This window comes from Variovorax sp. PDC80 (genome assembly GCF_900115375.1).
Lineage (GTDB): Bacteria > Pseudomonadota > Gammaproteobacteria > Burkholderiales > Burkholderiaceae_C > Variovorax.
Map to the genome: position 1 here is coordinate 236575 of NZ_FOWG01000012.1, position 15641 is coordinate 252215.

Annotated in this window: 13 protein-coding genes and 1 pseudogene; 9 read left to right on the forward strand and 5 right to left on the reverse strand. The window is 62.6% G+C overall.

Annotated elements, in window-relative coordinates:
• Window positions 1-4 precede the first annotated feature (4 nt).
• Window positions 5-496 (forward strand): cyclic pyranopterin monophosphate synthase MoaC, encoded by a 492-nt coding sequence (gene moaC, locus BM109_RS30690; protein ID WP_093351458.1) that lies wholly within the window; start codon window positions 5-7, stop codon window positions 494-496.
• Here the strand turns inward: moaC and BM109_RS30695 are convergent.
• Window positions 493-2238, reverse strand: coding sequence for a PglL family O-oligosaccharyltransferase (locus BM109_RS30695; RefSeq protein ID WP_093351461.1), 1746 nt, complete (start codon window positions 2236-2238; stop codon window positions 493-495). The genes moaC and BM109_RS30695 overlap by 4 nt on opposite strands.
• Here BM109_RS30695 and BM109_RS41690 point away from each other — a divergent pair.
• The 6 genes from BM109_RS41690 to BM109_RS30725 are packed head-to-tail and all read left to right on the forward strand — an operon-like array spanning window position 2211 to window position 9911.
• A complete protein-coding gene (locus BM109_RS41690) occupies window positions 2211-2894 on the forward strand; it encodes a type IV pilin protein (RefSeq protein WP_305728105.1) in 684 nt (227 codons plus the stop codon). The genes BM109_RS30695 and BM109_RS41690 overlap by 28 nt on opposite strands.
• The gene (locus BM109_RS30705; protein ID WP_256222878.1) at window positions 2888-3529 is read left to right on the forward strand and encodes a GspH/FimT family pseudopilin; all 642 of its coding nucleotides are present in this window, start codon (window positions 2888-2890) and stop codon (window positions 3527-3529) included. Before BM109_RS41690 ends, BM109_RS30705 begins: the two co-directional genes overlap by 7 nt.
• A complete protein-coding gene (gene pilV, locus BM109_RS30710; protein WP_256222879.1) occupies window positions 3526-3921 on the forward strand; it encodes a type IV pilus modification protein PilV in 396 nt (131 codons plus the stop codon). The genes BM109_RS30705 and pilV overlap by 4 nt, the downstream gene beginning before the upstream one ends.
• The gene (locus BM109_RS30715; protein ID WP_093351679.1) at window positions 3918-5111 is read left to right on the forward strand and encodes a PilW family protein; all 1194 of its coding nucleotides are present in this window, start codon (window positions 3918-3920) and stop codon (window positions 5109-5111) included. The genes pilV and BM109_RS30715 overlap by 4 nt, the downstream gene beginning before the upstream one ends.
• 44 nt (window positions 5112-5155) lie before the next feature.
• Window positions 5156-5731, forward strand: coding sequence for a hypothetical protein (locus tag BM109_RS30720; protein WP_093351471.1), 576 nt, complete (start codon window positions 5156-5158; stop codon window positions 5729-5731).
• Window positions 5732-5753: 22 nt separating this feature from the next.
• Complete coding sequence (locus tag BM109_RS30725) at window positions 5754-9911, forward strand: PilC/PilY family type IV pilus protein (protein ID WP_093351473.1); 4158 nt, start codon at window positions 5754-5756, stop codon at window positions 9909-9911.
• 130 nt (window positions 9912-10041) lie between these two features.
• On the opposite strand, the pseudogene BM109_RS30730 reads toward BM109_RS30725, so the two are convergent.
• A pseudogene (locus tag BM109_RS30730) lies at window positions 10042-10338 on the reverse strand (transposase); the annotation flags it as partial.
• A gap of 230 nt (window positions 10339-10568) precedes the next feature.
• Between BM109_RS30730 and BM109_RS41520 the strand changes: the two are divergent.
• A complete protein-coding gene (locus BM109_RS41520) occupies window positions 10569-11165 on the forward strand; it encodes a transposase domain-containing protein (RefSeq protein ID WP_218159429.1) in 597 nt (198 codons plus the stop codon).
• A 115-nt stretch (window positions 11166-11280) separates the two neighbouring features.
• A complete protein-coding gene (locus BM109_RS41525; protein WP_218159430.1) occupies window positions 11281-11766 on the forward strand; it encodes a transposase in 486 nt (161 codons plus the stop codon).
• A 22-nt stretch (window positions 11767-11788) separates the two neighbouring features.
• On the opposite strand, the gene BM109_RS30740 is transcribed toward BM109_RS41525, so the two are convergent.
• The 3 genes from BM109_RS30740 to BM109_RS30750 all read right to left on the reverse strand — a co-directional run bounded on the left by BM109_RS30740 (window position 11789) and on the right by BM109_RS30750 (window position 15641).
• Complete coding sequence (locus BM109_RS30740) at window positions 11789-12328, reverse strand: pilin (RefSeq protein WP_093351476.1); 540 nt, start codon at window positions 12326-12328, stop codon at window positions 11789-11791.
• A 221-nt stretch (window positions 12329-12549) separates the two neighbouring features.
• Window positions 12550-13353 carry a 3',5'-cyclic-nucleotide phosphodiesterase gene (locus BM109_RS30745; RefSeq protein ID WP_093351479.1) on the reverse strand — a complete coding sequence of 268 codons (804 nt, stop codon included), beginning with the start codon at window positions 13351-13353 and terminating at the stop codon, window positions 12550-12552.
• Between the two features lie 26 nt (window positions 13354-13379).
• On the reverse strand, window positions 13380-15641 hold the full coding sequence (locus BM109_RS30750) for a CHASE2 domain-containing protein (protein WP_093351483.1): 2262 nt from the start codon (window positions 15639-15641) through the stop codon (window positions 13380-13382).

Sequence of the window (15641 nt, forward strand, 5' to 3'; positions counted from 1 at the left end):
CACCATGAGCTCACTCACCCATTTCGACGCCCAGGGCCAGGCCCACATGGTCGACGTCGCCGCCAAGCCCGCCACCCATCGCGTGGCCGTGGCCACCGGCCGCATCGAGATGCGGCCCGAGACCCTGGCGCTGATCGCCTCGGGCAGCGCGAAGAAGGGCGACGTGCTCGGCATCGCGCGCATCGCCGGCATCCAGGCCGCGAAGAAGACCAGCGACCTGATCCCGCTGTGCCATCCGCTGGCCCTCACCCGGGTGGCGGTCGACCTCGCGCTGTCGGACGCCGGTGACGCGACGCCGCATGTGCAATGCACCGCCACGGTCGAGACCGTCGGGCCGACCGGCGTCGAGATGGAGGCGCTGACCGCCGTGCAGATCGCGCTCCTGACCGTGTACGACATGTGCAAGGCGGTGGACCGCGGGATGACGGTCACCGGGGTGCATGTGGTGGAGAAGCGTGGCGGGAAGTCGGGGAGCTGGACGGCTCCTGCAGCCTAGGGAGCCGGGGCCCTGTCACCCGGGTTGTGCCTGAGCCAGTGGGCGTAGGCGCCCGGATATGCCACCCTGAAACGTTCGGCGATCAGGCGCGCTTCGTCCTCGCGGCCCGAGAGTTCGGCGCTCTCGATCAGCTTGACGATCACGCGCGGCTCCGGCGAGAAATGCAGCGTCCGCTCGGCGAGCGCATGCATCCGCGCCGCGTTCTCGTGCGTGACCGGCGTCAACGTCAGTTCGGCGAAATCGACCTGGCGCGCGAACAACCAGGAATCCCGGACCTTGGCGAGCGTGTCGTCCTGCCAGGGCGGTAGGCGTTCGTCGCGCGGGAGGTAGATCTGGCTGATGCGGGTGTAGTCCCAGGCGGCGTAGACGACGAACGAGAGCAGGGCGATGCTTGCCAGGGCCGAAAGCTTTCGGCCGTCGGGGAGCCATGCCTTTGTCTTTTTCGATGGCGGCGACGCTCGATCGCTGCTGGCGCGCGCGGGCCACAGCATCCCCAGACACAGGCCGAAGACCAGCTGGAAGGGGCCGTACCACAGCGGGTACTCGAGCAGGCTGTGCACGAGGATCACGCCCACCAGCCCCCAGGCCATGAGCCGGTTCGGGTCGCACTCGCGCCACGGGCGCGCGGAGATCACCAGCCAGAGAAAGCCGCCGCAGATCAGCACGGCGGCGGGGATGCCGAGTTCGACCGCGAGATGCAGGGGGAGGTTGTGGGCGTTGTCGAGGAGCACCGGGAAACGCGGGCCCGGGTAGACGGCCATGAAGTGGGCGTAGCTGAGTTCGCCCCAGCCCCAGCCAGTGAGCGGGCGCTCGGCGATGAGGGAGAGAACGTTGTGCCAGAGGGTGAGGCGGCTTTCGTTGCCGAGGGCCGTGGGTTGGAGACGTTGGACGAGGGCGCCGGCGGAAGTGAGGGCCTTGCTGCTCGTGCCGATGGCTGCGAGTTGGGGTAGCAGCCAATTCAGGGCGAAGTAGAGGGGAAGGATGGCCAGCAATGCCAGGGGTGGCGGCAGGCGGCGAGCCGGGATTGGATCGGAAGTAGAGCGGCGCTCCTTCCAGGCCACGACTCCCGCGGCGACCGCGATCAGTGCGAGTTGGAGCGCGCCGGTGCGGGAACCCGATGCGGCAGTGGCCGCGATGAGCATCACCGCGGCTGCGACGAGGCCGGCCCGCATGCGGCGCGAATCCCGCTTCGCGTAGAACCACAGGGCGGCGACCAGGGCCAGGCTGATCAACGTGCCGAACTGGTTGCGCTGGCGCAGCAGGCCCCAGGCGCGGCCGGCGGTGGGGGAGGTAATCCAGGGAAGGAGATCTCCAGCCAGGTTGCCGTACTGGAGCAGCCCGACAAGTGCGTTGATGACGCCGGCCGCCAGGACGCCCCAGGCCAACGCCGCCGGGATAGACACGACCCGGTCCTCTTTGCCGGCTCCGGCGAGCGCCGACAACCCGATGCCCGCCAACGCCGCGCAGGCCATGAAGCGCAGGTCCGCGAAGCCTGAGAACGAAAGCGCAAGCGCCGCGACGCAACAAGCCAGCCAAGCGGCCAAGCGCCGATCGACGGCACCGCCACGCGCCGACAGCAACAGCAGGGCCGCGCACAGCCCGGAGGCGAGCAGTTGCCACGCGTTGGCGGAGGGGCCCGCCACGAGCGGGCAGAGAAATGGCCCGGCGATCAAGCACGAGCGAAATCGCCCGAGGTTTGGGGCAAGAAAAGGCGTTGAGCCCGAAGCGGCCGAAAAGGTCATTCGGAGGGATTGTTGCGCCGCTCGCGCAGGAGGTCCTGGACGATCTACCTCTCTGCACCGACAAGCGGCAAATTTTCCAGGACAGGCGGAACCTCCCTCCGCACACCAATGGAGACAATCTGTCACTCATTGTTTCCAACCGTCAGCTCATCGCCGAGATTGACTGTCTCGTCTCTACGAAAGGTCCGGCCTTGCAATCCCTATCACTTCCCCGGCGCCACTTACGCGGCTTCACGCTCATCGAAGTGATGATCACCGTCGCGATCATCGGGATCCTCGCAGCCATCGCATTGCCAAGCTACCGCGACTACATCCTCCGCGGGCAGGTGGTCGACGCAACGAATGGGCTGGCGGCCATGCGCGCCAACATGGAGCGGCATTTCCAGGATAACCGCACCTACAAGACCTCGGGGGACTTCACCACCCCTTGTGCGGTGGATGAATCGAAGCGAAAGGTCGGCAACTTCACTTTGAGCTGCAAGGCAGGCACCCCAACGGACACGACGTACGTGTTGTTGGCGACGGGAAGCGGGCCGACCACCGACTTCGTCTACACGATCAATGAGGCCGGCGACCGGTCGACCACAGGCACCGGTTCTTCGGGTTGGGGCACATGTACGAGCGCCTGGGTCTTGAAGAAAGGCCAGTCGTGCTGAAAGCATGCCATGAGAGACCGTCGGTCGAACGTCTTTCGGGATTCACCCTGGTGGAACTCATGGTCACCATCACCCTTTTGGCCATCCTGATGATGCTCGCCGCTCCGTCGATGATGGACTGGGTACGCAATGGCAAGGTTCGTGCCGTCGCGGAGGCGTTACAAAACGGCTTGCGCGAAGCACGGAGCGAATCCTTGCGGCGCAGCCGCCAGGTCGTCTTCGCCCTGACAGACAGCAAACCGACTTCCAGCAGTCCGACGTTTACTGCCAAAGCCGATGGCAACTATTGGACAGTCCGCTCTTTGCCATCGATGAGTTCGAGCAGCGAAGAAAGCAGTGTGTTCATCTCATCGGGCATCCTGTCCGACATCGGCGCAGGCGTGAAGATCACCGGCCCCGCCGCGATCTGCTTCAACTCGGTTGGGCGCCTGATTGCCAACTCAAGCACAGCGCTGACCAGCTTAACCGGAAGCGCGACCTGCAGCGCGGATATCACATCTCCGCCTGCCTATGACATCACTCTCCCTGGGGCAGATCGCTCATTGCGTGTTCTTGTCAATCTGGGTGGCCAAGTGCGCCTGTGCGACCCGAAGAAGACGATGTCGGACTCCCACCCCGATGGATGCCCCGCATGACTTCCGCTCTCCGCTCGCGACCGCAGAAAGGCATGGCCCTCATCGAGGTTCTCGTGTCGATCCTCATTTTTTCCGTCGGAATCCTCGGCCTGATCGGGCTGCAGTCGCGCGCGATCCAACTCTCCGGAGACGCCGAAGACCGGAACCGAGCAGCCTTGCTTGCCAATGAATTGATCAGCGAGATGTGGCTGCGGCGCACGCCTTCTCTGCCGGCCGAATTTAAAACAGCCTGGCGGGCAAAGGTGGCGGACATGGGACCCAACAAAGGAGGGCTGCCCAACGGCGATGGCAACTACCAAGTGACCGGCCGACAGGCCGATGTCACGATCACCTGGCAGTCGCCCGGCGCCGCCGCTCAAAGCAAGCTGACGACCCGGGTGGTGCTGCCATGAAGACGATGACCCGTCGGATCAACCCCAACAGCGGGGTGACGCTCGTCGAACTGCTGATTGCCATCGTCATCGGCCTCGTGGTGACGCTCGCAGTCACCAGCGTGATCATCGTCGGCGAAGGCCAGAAACGCAGCACCACGGCCGTCAATGACGCCAATCAATCCGGCAGCTACGCCGCCTACGTGCTCGATCGTGCGCTGCGCAGTGCGGGCTCCGGCTTCACCCAAGCATGGGATCTGGGCATCTTCGGTTGTCGCCTGAACATCACGCGCGCAGGCACTGCGACCTTGCCGAGGACGACCGACTTCCCCGCGCCCTTCAATGGATTTCCGCAGCAAGTACGCGTTGCCCCGGTGCTCATCTATCGCCCCGCCTCGGGCTCCGACGTGTTGATGGTGATGAGTGGCAATTCTTCGGCGGGCGACATCGCGCGGCCGGTGCGATCTGCTGGCACTGGCACCGGCGCACTACGGCTCGACAACACCATTGGACTGCGGCAGGGCGATATCGGCCTCGTGAGCCGAAGCGGAACCGACGACTGCCTGCTCGAGCAAGTCCATGCAAGCCCCGACTTCGCGGACACCGCCGGCAACGACAACCTCCCTCTCGGGAGCACCTACTACGCCGCGAGTGGCACGGACACAAGTTTGAGCACGCTTGTTTCTGGTGGAAACGCCTTCTTCACGCCGATCGGCAACTTCAAGGCATCCAATCTGCAATTGCAGATGTTCGGCGTCAATGCCAACCGCACGCTGGTCAGCTATGACTTCATGCAAATGGCTGGCGGAGCCAGTGCAACCGAACTCGACGAGCGAGCGCAGCAGGGCATTGCGGATGGAGTGATCGAATTGCGCGCTCTTTACGCCATCGACAAGAACGAAGATGGGAACTTCAACGCCTCGGCAGGAGATTCATGGGAGGCCCCCGACGCGGACGGGTACGACATCACCACCATGATGAGTACTCCTGCAAAGGTGCGTCGCGTCATGGCGGTCCGAGTCGCAATGGTCGTGAGGAGCGCAAACTACGAGAAGGATGTCGTGGCCCCAAGCAGCCTCGCCTTGTTCAGCGATCTGGGCACGGCTTTGCAAGAGAGCTATGCCATCTCCAGCGACGACCGCCACTTCCGGCATCGCGTGGTGGAGTTCACCGTTCCCCTTCGCAACATGCTCTTGTTGCCGACATCATGAAATCTCGCTCTTTCTCGCCGCGCTCCCGTCAGCAGGGAGTCGTCTTGCTGTTCGCGCTCATTGTCCTCGTCATCCTGCTCGCAGGCGGGGTCGCGGTCGTGCGCTCGATGAACACCTCGCTCGCCAGTGCAGGCAACCTCGCCTTCAAGCGGGATCTGATCAATCAAGGCGAGCAGGCCATCGATGCCGTGCTGGTCAAGTTCAGCGGAAGCGGTGCCCTTGTCACGCCCGCAGCACGCAACAGCAACCTCAAATCGGCGAACTACAGTGCCACGGCGCTTGCGACCAATGATCGCGGCGTGCCAACGGCGCTGCTCAGCAACACGGCATTCAATGCGGTCGGCACCGATGCCAACGACATCAAGGACGACACTGCGAAAGTCACGATCCGCTATGTCATCGACCGACTCTGCAATACCGCGGCTTCACCTGGCACGTTGGGCGCCAGCGGCTGCGTTTTTCCGCCATCGGTCAATGACGTGCGGGGCGGTAGCAGCCAGGAGATGAGCACTCGCCTGCCTCCTCCGCCTTCGACCACGTACCGCTTGAGCATGCGAGTCACGGGTCCGCGAGACACGCAAGTGTTTTTGCAAGCCTCCTTTGCGCGGCCTGAACAGTAAGAAGCTCACGAGAAGCATTGCCATGAATCACTCCTTCAGATATCCCCGGCTCCGCGCTTTCACGTGCAGTGTGCTGGCATTTGCGCTACTGGCAACCCATTCGCCGGTTTCGCTGGCAACGACACTTGCCGATCAGCCGATCTTCTCGACCTCCGAAGTCCCCGGTAATTTGGCATTGGCTTTGTCGGTTGAATGGCCGACAGCCTCGCGCATGGCCCATACGGACACCTATTCGAGTGGCGCGACGTTTCTGGGCTACTTCGATCCGGATAAATGCTATGTCTATCAGGCGAACACCGCATCGAATGGCGTGAGCTCGACCGACAAGGGCGATCTGAGTTATTTTTACCCCCAAGGCAAGGCAACGAATCGCACCTGCACCGGAAAATGGAGTGGCAACTTTCTGAACTGGGCCACCACGGCCACCATCGATCCATTCCGATGGGCAATGACCGGGGGACGCCGCGTCGTCGACACGACCACCGAAACCATTCTGGAAAAAGGATGGCATTCGGGACAAGGGCTTTTCGATGACCGCAACCTCCCAGCGACGGAGATCACAGGCGCAACGCCCTACACCGCAAGTACGCTTCGCATCAGCATCAACGGCCTTGGGTTCAAGATGCGACTCGGGATGAACGATGGATTGTCGCGCGGGTTTTCGGTCAAGTACTACAACAACAAGACCGTCAGCGGCAATGCCGCCGCAACCGTCAGCAATGACAACGCTTATCACGATTGGGGCTCCGGCTCGCCGGCGTCGGGCGTTAATGAAGACAATTTTTCTGCTCGCTACGATGGCACGTTTACTGCCCCGGAAGCAGGGAACTACACATTTCGGACCATTTCAGACGATGGCGTAAGGCTTTGGGTTGCAACTAATGTCAATAACAGCTTCAGTACCTGCTCCGGCACCACCGGCTTGAGTGGCAACTGCGTCATTAATAACTGGACAGATCACGGTCCCACTACGGATACCACGACAACGATAAGCATGACGAAGGGGCAATCCTTCAAAGTGCGACTGGATTACTACGAAGGCTCAGGCGGCGCGCAACTTCAACTGCTCTGGAAAACACCTTCAGCCTCTGACTTCGTGGGCTTCAGCGATGGCACTCGAAGTTACGACTTCACCGTGCGCGTCAAGGTGTGCGATGCGTCCACGGCAGCGGGCGGCCTGGAGACCAACTGCAAGGCATACGGTAGCAACTACAAACCCGAGGGGCTGATTCAGCAATATGCCGACAAGATGCGGTTCAGCGCATTTGGATATCTGAACGACAGTACCTATACCCGGGATGGCGGCGTGCTTCGCGCTCGTCAGAAATTCGTCGGTCCGACCTACCCCGTGCCAGGCCAGGGCCCCACGACCAATGACAACAGAGAATGGGACTCGACCACCGGTATCTTTATTCGCAATCCCGACCCGACCGACGCCACTGCTACTACCTCCAATACCAGCGTAACCATCTCGGACAGCGGGGTAATGAATTATCTCAACAAGTTCGGGCAACTCGTTCCAGGAAGCTACAAAAGCAATGACCCGGTGAACGAATTGTTTTATGCGGCGCTGCGGTACTACCGAAATCTGGGTAACGTGCCAACATGGAGCGCCATGGATGGCGCGGATGCTCCTACCAAGACCACTTGGGCGGATGGCTTTCCTGTGATCACAAACTGGACGGATCCGATCCAGTACACCTGCCAGCGCAATTTCGTGCTCGGTATTGGCGACATCTACACGCACGGCGACAAGAATGTGCCTGGCAATACTGTGACGGACAGAGAGCCCTCATTGCCAACGGAGGTTTCGGCGGACACCATGTTCGATGCCATCCGCAGCACCAACAACGTGAAGTCGCTGCAAGGAATGGGACCGAATCAAGCCACGGTTCTCACGGGAGCATCGAGTTCGACAGATTACATGGCGGGTCTTGCACTCGAGGCCAACACCAAGGATATCCGTCCGGACCTGACGGGAAAGCAAACAGTGCAGACCTATTGGGTCGACGTTCTGGAGCAGTCTTTCTCGCGAAACAACAAGTTCTACATGGCCGCAAAGTTCGGCGGACTCAATCAAAAGAAGATTCCCGCTGGTTTCGATCCCTATACCTTCGACGGCACCATTCCATTGGATTGGTGGTCGACCAATGGAGAGACCCTCAAGGACGCCAGAAACAACTCGACTTGGAATCGTCCAGACAATTATTTTGCCGCGGGTCGTCCCGACACGATGGTCGCGGGCCTCAAACAAGCCTTCGAGCGAATCTCCAACGAGATTTCCGCATACACGACATCTTTTTCACTTTCGAGCGCACAGGTATCTTCGACAGGTGTCGCCTCCTACGCCGCGCAATACGACTCGAAGAGTTGGACTGGCCTTTTGAGCGCGAATCAGATCACCTTCGACGCCAGCGGAAATCCAGCAAGTACTCTGAAGTGGGACACAAAGACAAAGCTGGAAGCTCAGCTTTCCGGCACCGGATGGGATACCGCGCGGCGCGTCATAACACGGAGTGCGAGCGCTGGAATTCCTTTTCGATACAACAGTCTGACGGCGGCTCAAAAGGGATCTCTCAATACGGCCTTCGTCGGCAACGATAGCCAGAAGTATCTGAATTGGCTGCGTGGAGACAGAACCAACGAGCGTACGTCCAGCGACTCGAGCAAGTCCTACCGTCAACGCGATCTGCTGCTCGGTGACATAGTCAATGCCAAGGTTACGCCCGCAGGCCCGCCCTCACTCAACTTCTCGGATTCGGTCAATCCTGGCTATGCCGCCTTCAAGACCACTTGGAAGGATCGGCCGGTGATGGTTTACACCGGCGCGAACGACGGAATGGTGCATGCGTTCAATGGCGCGCTCACTGGAACGGATGCGGGCAATGAACAGTTTGCCTACATTCCAAGCTTGCTGTTTGGGGGAAGCAATTCTGCGGGCAACGACGGGTTGCTGGCCAAGCTCGGCAATCCCTATTATCAGCATCGTTTTTACGTCGATGCGACACCATATACCTTCGATATCGACTTCAAATCTGCAGGGGGTACGTTCACGACCACATCCGCCGCGACTTCGGACTGGCGCACCGTCTTGATCGGCGGCCTCGGCAAGGGCGGGAAAGGGTTTTATGCCCTGGATGTGACAAATCCTGCAAGTATGAATACAGAGGCAAAAGCTGCAGCCAAGGTACTTTGGGAGTTCACCGATTCGGACATGGGGTATAGCTATGGCGCGCCGGTCGTAGTGAAGACCCGCAAATATGGCTGGGTTGCGATCCTCACGAGCGGCTACAACGGTGGCGGAACGAGTAGCTATCTTTACATCGTGAATCCGACCAATGGTCAGCTTCTCCAGAAGATCGCGACTCCTTCAGAGTCGGAAGGCATGGCGCAGGCGGCCGCATATGTCCAGGATTTCACCGATGGCACGGCGGACGCCGTCTATGCGGGCGATCTCAACGGCCAGATGTGGCGGTTCGATCTCACGCTTGCGAAAGGAAGTACTGCGAACTATCCAGCTCCCACCTTGATCGCCAAGTTTACAGATGGCTCCGATCGGGCCCAGCCGGTCACCACACAGCCTTTGATAGAGATTCAGCCGTTGAGCAAGAAGCGCTTTGTTCTGGTCGGCACGGGACGATTGTTGGATTCGAGCGATATTCAATCATCTCAACAGCAGAGCTACTACGCCGTGATCGATGGCACGGCCAGCGCGTTCAGCTCTGGGACTTTCTCGATCGTTCGAAATGACCTGCAAGCGGTAACGAACTTGACCGAGGGCATCGCGCTGTCTGCGACCAGTCGCGGGTGGTACACGGATCTCGGGGTGACCAGCAACGTGGGCTGGCGTGTGATCAATGCATCGACATCCAACAGCGGAGCGGTGGCCTTCTCCACGCTTCAGACTACAGGCGACGCGTGCTCGCCTTCGGGTAACAGTCGTGTTTATGCGATCGACTTCGGCACTGGAAAATCAACGCTTGTTGATGGTTCGGGAAACATAGTTGCATTTAATGCGGTGGGAGCGGCTGTGACTGATTTGCGATTCTTGAGCGTTGATGGAACTACACGGTTGGTGAGCGGCGATGTAAGAGGTGAGATGAAAAACAACCCAATCAAATTGCCTGGCGTGCTTGGCCTTCGTCTGCTGAATTGGCGTGAGGTACCAACAGTGGACTAACGCGATCGATCTACAGATTGAGTGATCGGAGGAGCATATGTTGAGTCGACCATATCGAGTAGAGGGCAGGTGTCCTGGGGCTTGTCCGAATTTTTGTGTGCAAGTCGCTCTCATGCTACAGGGCGGCGCTTCAAATGAACCGATCGCCATAGGCGATGGCAAACTGATTCATCGCCTCTCGCCACTCCTTGGCGGCACGCTCTCAGTCGGCCGTGATGTTGAACAGCGCCGACCAGATCAGCTTGGCAGCCGCGTCGTCGCCGGGGAAGTGACCCCGCGTCTTGATGATCTTGCGCAGCCGCGCGTTGATGCTCTCGATGGCGTTGGTCGTGTAGATCACCCGGCGAATGGGCGGTGCGAACGCGAAGAACGGGATCACCCGACCCCAGGCCCGACGCCAAGCAGCCACCACCGTGGGGAACTTGCGGCCCAGAGCCCCAATACCAGTTAGTTAAGCCCGGGGACGAGCTGATCCAGTACAAGGGGAGCGTGTTGAACACGTTCCCCTTTTTTCTTGATGAGCCTGCTATAGAGCGCCCTGCGCGAGACGCTACCGCGAGTGCTCGATCGGGTTGATGAACTCAGTGCACTGATAGATTCAGCCTGGATAGACCAGCGCTCAAGGCCAGCGGCAAGACCTCCATCCGCAAGCGCAAGTTGCCCGCCGAGCATGCGGTGTGGCTGGTGACTGGACTGGCGCTGTTTCGCAAGCGACCGCTATGGCAGGGGGTCCAACAATTGGAGTTGAGCCTGGCTGGGCAGGTGCTGCCCGCGCCCAGCGTGAGCGTGCAAGCCCGTCAGCGCCTGGGCGAAGAACCGCTGCAGCGGCTGTTTGAGCTGCGGACCCAGGCCTGGGGCCGTTCGCCACAGCGCGAGCAGGCGCTGCGGGTGCTGGCCGTGGACGGCGTGGTGTGGTCAGCCCCGGACACGCCCGACAACCGCCAGCAATTGGGCAGCTGCAGCACGCGGCATGGACCTTTGCCCTGGCCGCAGATCCGCGCCACCTGCCTGATGGACACTCACAGCCACGAACTGCTGGACGCCAGGATCGGCGGCATGGACTGCGGCGAGCTGAGCTTGGCGGCGCAATTGAAGGGCGTGGATCACGCCGTGACCCTGTTCGATCGAGGGTACTTCTCGGCCGCGTTCCTGCTGGACTGGCAGGCCGCGGGCGAACAGCGCCACTGGCTGATGCGGGCCAAGGACAACTTGCGCCACGAGTCGTCGAGCGACTCGCCGAGGGCGATTCGTTGATCCGCATGCCCGAATCGCAGCGCGCGCGCCAACTGCGCCCACAGTTGCCCAGCCACTGGCAGGCCCGGCTGATCGAGGTCAGCGTGGGCGGGCGACGTCGGCGCTTCATCACCTCGTGCAGGACGCTCGGGCGCATCCTGCGCGCCCATGGGCCGATCTGTACCGCCAGCGTTGGGAGATCGAGCTGGGGTTCAGGGAGATCAAGCAGTCCTTGCAGGACGCAGAACCGGTGCTGCGCAGCGAGCAGCCCGAGTTGGTGCGCCAGGAGTTGTGGGGCGTGCTGATCGCCTACACGCTGCTGCGCCGCTGGATGGGCAAGATGGCCGAGCATGTGAAGGTCGAACCCCAGCGCATCAGCTTCCACACGGCCAGCTATGCCATCGTGAATTTACTGGCCATCCCCAGTCTTGACTCTGCGGGAACGTTGCCCAAGCAGTTGGAGGCCTTGCTGGCGCAGTCGCGCTACTTCGTGCTGCCGCCTCGGCGCACCGGGCGCTACTTCCCCAGGGTCGTCAAGAACGGGCCCACAAATTCCCGACGAAAAAAATGCCAGTCAGTTCTAACTGACTGGCATTGGCCCGAAGGCGGCCCTTTGCGGTGAGATTTTCGAAGCTACGCTGGATTTAGCGGCACGAACCCGGAGCGTACTTTGCGGCGTTGTTTGTCGAGGTGCATTTCCACTCATACACTTGCGTGCCTTGACCACCAGTGGTCGCCGTTCCCAGAGCATAAACGGACGAAACGGGGGTGCCAGCCGTGCCCGTGTTGCGGTAGGGCGTAAGGATAATCTTGTCGTCTGCGGCAACAAAGGCTGTTGCCTGTCCCAAATTGGTCGCATGCGGAACGACGGTGATCGTGCCAGTCACAGCATCCGTAGTGATCGAGGCGACCATCTTGGTCGGGGCCGTTGCGTCGCATCCGTAGACGTTTGAATCAGTCGCGCCAAACGTCTTGGCTGGATCCATGCTTTGAACCGTTTCGCTGATGGTCGTGCGGCACTGCGATGCAGCTAGCACCACTTCAGACATGCGAGCCTTGACGGTGTAGTCCTTGTAAGCCGGCAACGCCACAGCCGCCAAGATACCAATGATCGCCACAACGATCATCAATTCAATAAGGGTGAAACCCTTCTGCACATTGCGTGCGATGGAACGACGGTTCATTTCACTAACTCCAGGTTGGTTGGGTTGGTTGTCACTCCCGGGAGTCCTCCCCCCGGAGCGAAGAACCTTCCGCAGCATCCGTGCCACCCGTTTTGACGTCCCGTCAGCGACCTAACGCGTCACCCCTGACCACATTGGCGTTACTGCATGTGACAGAAGATGTATCAAGATGCGACACATGGTGACAAATTTGTCATGCCATCCGTGCCGCCGCGGCGGGCTCAGAAGGTCAGGATGCCGTCCGCCTTGAGCCAGCGGATGTCCCGCTGCGCCAACCCCGGCACCTGCCGGCCGGCCAGCGATTCGATCTGGCTCATGATCTCCTCGGTTTCGGCCGGCTTGGTGTGGGTGATGTAGATCGGGTAGTCCTTGCCGGGCTCGATGTGAGCCAGCTCGTCGGCCAGCATGGTGGGGGACAGGTGCAGGCTGCGTTCGGCCAGGGCCTGTTCGCGGTTGCTGAACGCGGTCTCGATGACGAGCATCGCGACCTCGAGCGCGTTGACGCGGTCCCAGAACGGCGCATTGCGCTCGGTGTCACCGCTGAAGACCCAGTGGGCACCGCCGTCGGCACGGCTCACGGCGAAGCCGCAGGCGGGCACGGTGTGCACGGCCGGCAGCACCTCGATGCGCTTGGGCGTGGCGCTGCCGAGCAGCAGGGTCTGGCCGACAGCGATGTCGTGGAAGGTGACGAAGGGCGCCTCGGGACTCGGGATGCTCTCGAAGTCGGGCCAGATGATGTTGTTGAACACATGGGCGCGCAGCGCCTCGATGGTGGCGCGCAGCGCATGCACGCGCAGCGGCCTGGTGCGGCGGCCGCCGACGGCGTCGAGCATCAGGGGCAGGGCGGCGATGTGGTCGAGATGGCAGTGCGTGAGCACCATGTCGTCGACGCCGGCCATTTCTTCGAGGGTGAGATCGCCGACGCCGGTGCCGGCATCGACGAGCAGGTCGGTATCGACCAGGAAGGAGGTGGTGCGGCAGTCTTTGGCGATGGCGCCCGAGCAACCCAGCACACGAACCTGCATTGTGAGAGACCCCTTGTCTGTGTCTGTCATTTGGTTTCGAACCGGGTCGCACCGTCCCACGACGGGTCGTGGGGACGCAACGCCATCGAGGCTAATCTCTGCGCGTAGAGCTGGTAAAGGACTTTTTTGGCATCGGCCACGAGGAGGGGGTCCAGCAAGTTTCGGCCCAAGGCCCAGTCCTGGCGCCGGTAGGCGGCCAGCACCTCGGCCCAGCGCTCGAGCCGGTGCGCCTCGCGCACGGCGACGACGTCGGCTTCGTCCAGGGCGACGGCCAGCGGCGTGAACACGGCGACGGCCTGGGCCCGGCCCTTGACGAACACACTATCGAGCTCCTGCCAGACATAGGCCGGCGCGAACTCGCGCGTGCCACCGCTGGCGACGATCTCGACGCCGTAGTGGCCACTGAGGCCCTCGAGGCGCGAGGCCAGGTTGACAGCGTCGCCGACCACGGTGTAGCTGCGCCGCGCGGCCGATCCCATGTCGCCCACGCTCATGACGCCGCTGTTGAGGCCGATGCCGATGCTGATCTCGGGCCGGCCGAGGGAGCGGTGGATGCGGTTGAGGTCCTGCACGGCCTCGGCCATGTCGAGCGCCGCATTGACGGCGAGGCTGGCGTGGTCGGGCGTCTCGAGCGGCGCGCCCCAGAAGGCCATGACGCAATCGCCCATGTACTTGTCGACGGTGCCGCGGTGCGCGGTGATGACGTCGGTGAGGCGGCTGAACACGGTGTTGAGGAAGGCCTGCAGCTCGGCCGGCGACATCTGCTCCGAGAAGCGCGTGAAGTCGCGCATGTCGCAGAACATGACGGTCATGGTCTTGCTCTCGGCGCGCATGCTGTAGTGACCGGGGCGCTCCAGCATCTCGTCGACGAGTTGCGGCGGCACGTAGGTGCCGAAGAGCTGCACGAGGCCGCGGCGCGCGCGCGATTCGACCAGGTAGCCCCAGCTCATGTTGAGCAGGAAGGCGAGCGCGACCATGGCCAGCGTCGAGGCCAGCGGCAGCACCAGGCCGTGGGCGACGTAGAGCCAGGTGTTGAGCCCGACCAGCAGCGCGGCCACGGCCAGCATGAAGGCCACGGCGCGCAGCGCGGGCAGCAGCGACAGGCCGATGGCCAGCGCGATGCCGGCGATGAACACGGTCAGCACCTCGTATCCCGGCGCGTAGTCGGGCACGGCGAGCAGGCGGTCGTCGAGCAGCGCCGAGACGATGTTGGCATGCACCTCGACGCCGGCGAAGGAAGGTGCCGCGGGCGTGGCGCGCAGATCCTGCAGGCCCGGCGCGGTGGCGCCGACGAGCACGATCTTGTCCTTCAGCTCCTCGGGCGCGAGCCGGCCTTCGAGCACGTCGGCGGCCGCCACGTAGCGGAACGAGCCGCCGCGGCTTCCGCCCGGGCCGCGGAACGGCACCTGCACGCTGGCGTTGCGATCGACTGGCACGCGCAGCTCGCCGATGCGCAACGACTCGAGCTGCGCGACCGGACTGTCGGGCACCAGTGCGGGCACCACCGGCGGCGAACCGTTGGCGAGCCGGTAGACGGCCAGCGCGAGCGACTCGTAGTAGCCGGGCCGGGCCTGGTCGCCGTCGTAGCGTGCGATCAGCGGCACGCTGCGGATCACGCCGTCATCGCTCTCGCCGACCAGGGTGTTGAGGAATCCCCCGCTGGGCGCGGCCTGCGCGAGCACCGGCAGGCTGGCGCCGAAGCCGTTCCAGTGCGTGGTGTAGCCCTCCTTCGCGGGCAGTGCGTCGGCGGGCCACAGCGGCGTGGCGGGCAAGGCGCCGCGGGCGCGCGGCGTTTCAGCCTGCGTGAAGTAGTAGCCGAGCGCCACGGGCCTACCGGCGAGCGTGCGCGCCAGCACGGCATCGTTGTCGAGCGAGGGCGCGAGTTTCTCGACCTCGCCGGCGAGCCCCGGGATGCCGCGCAGCGGGCCGTCCGCCAGCTCGCGCAGCCGGTCGATGCCCGAGCTGCGGTCGGGCTCGACGAACATGACGTCGAAGCCCACGACCTTGGCCTGCTGGTGCGACAGCAGTTCGGTCGCGAGCCGCGCCACCTTGTCGCGCGGCCACGGCCATTGCCCCTGGCGCGCGAGGCTCGCATCGTCGACGTCGACGATCACGATGCGCGGATCGAAGGTGCCCGGCATGGTGGCGCGCAGGCGCACGTCGTAGATCAGGTGGTCGAGGCGCTCGAGCATGCCGGCGTGCCAGAGCCCGGTGGCATGCGCCAGCGCCAGCAGCACGGGCAGCAGGGTGACGGCGATGCGCGCCCAATGGCGCCGCAATGCACTCAT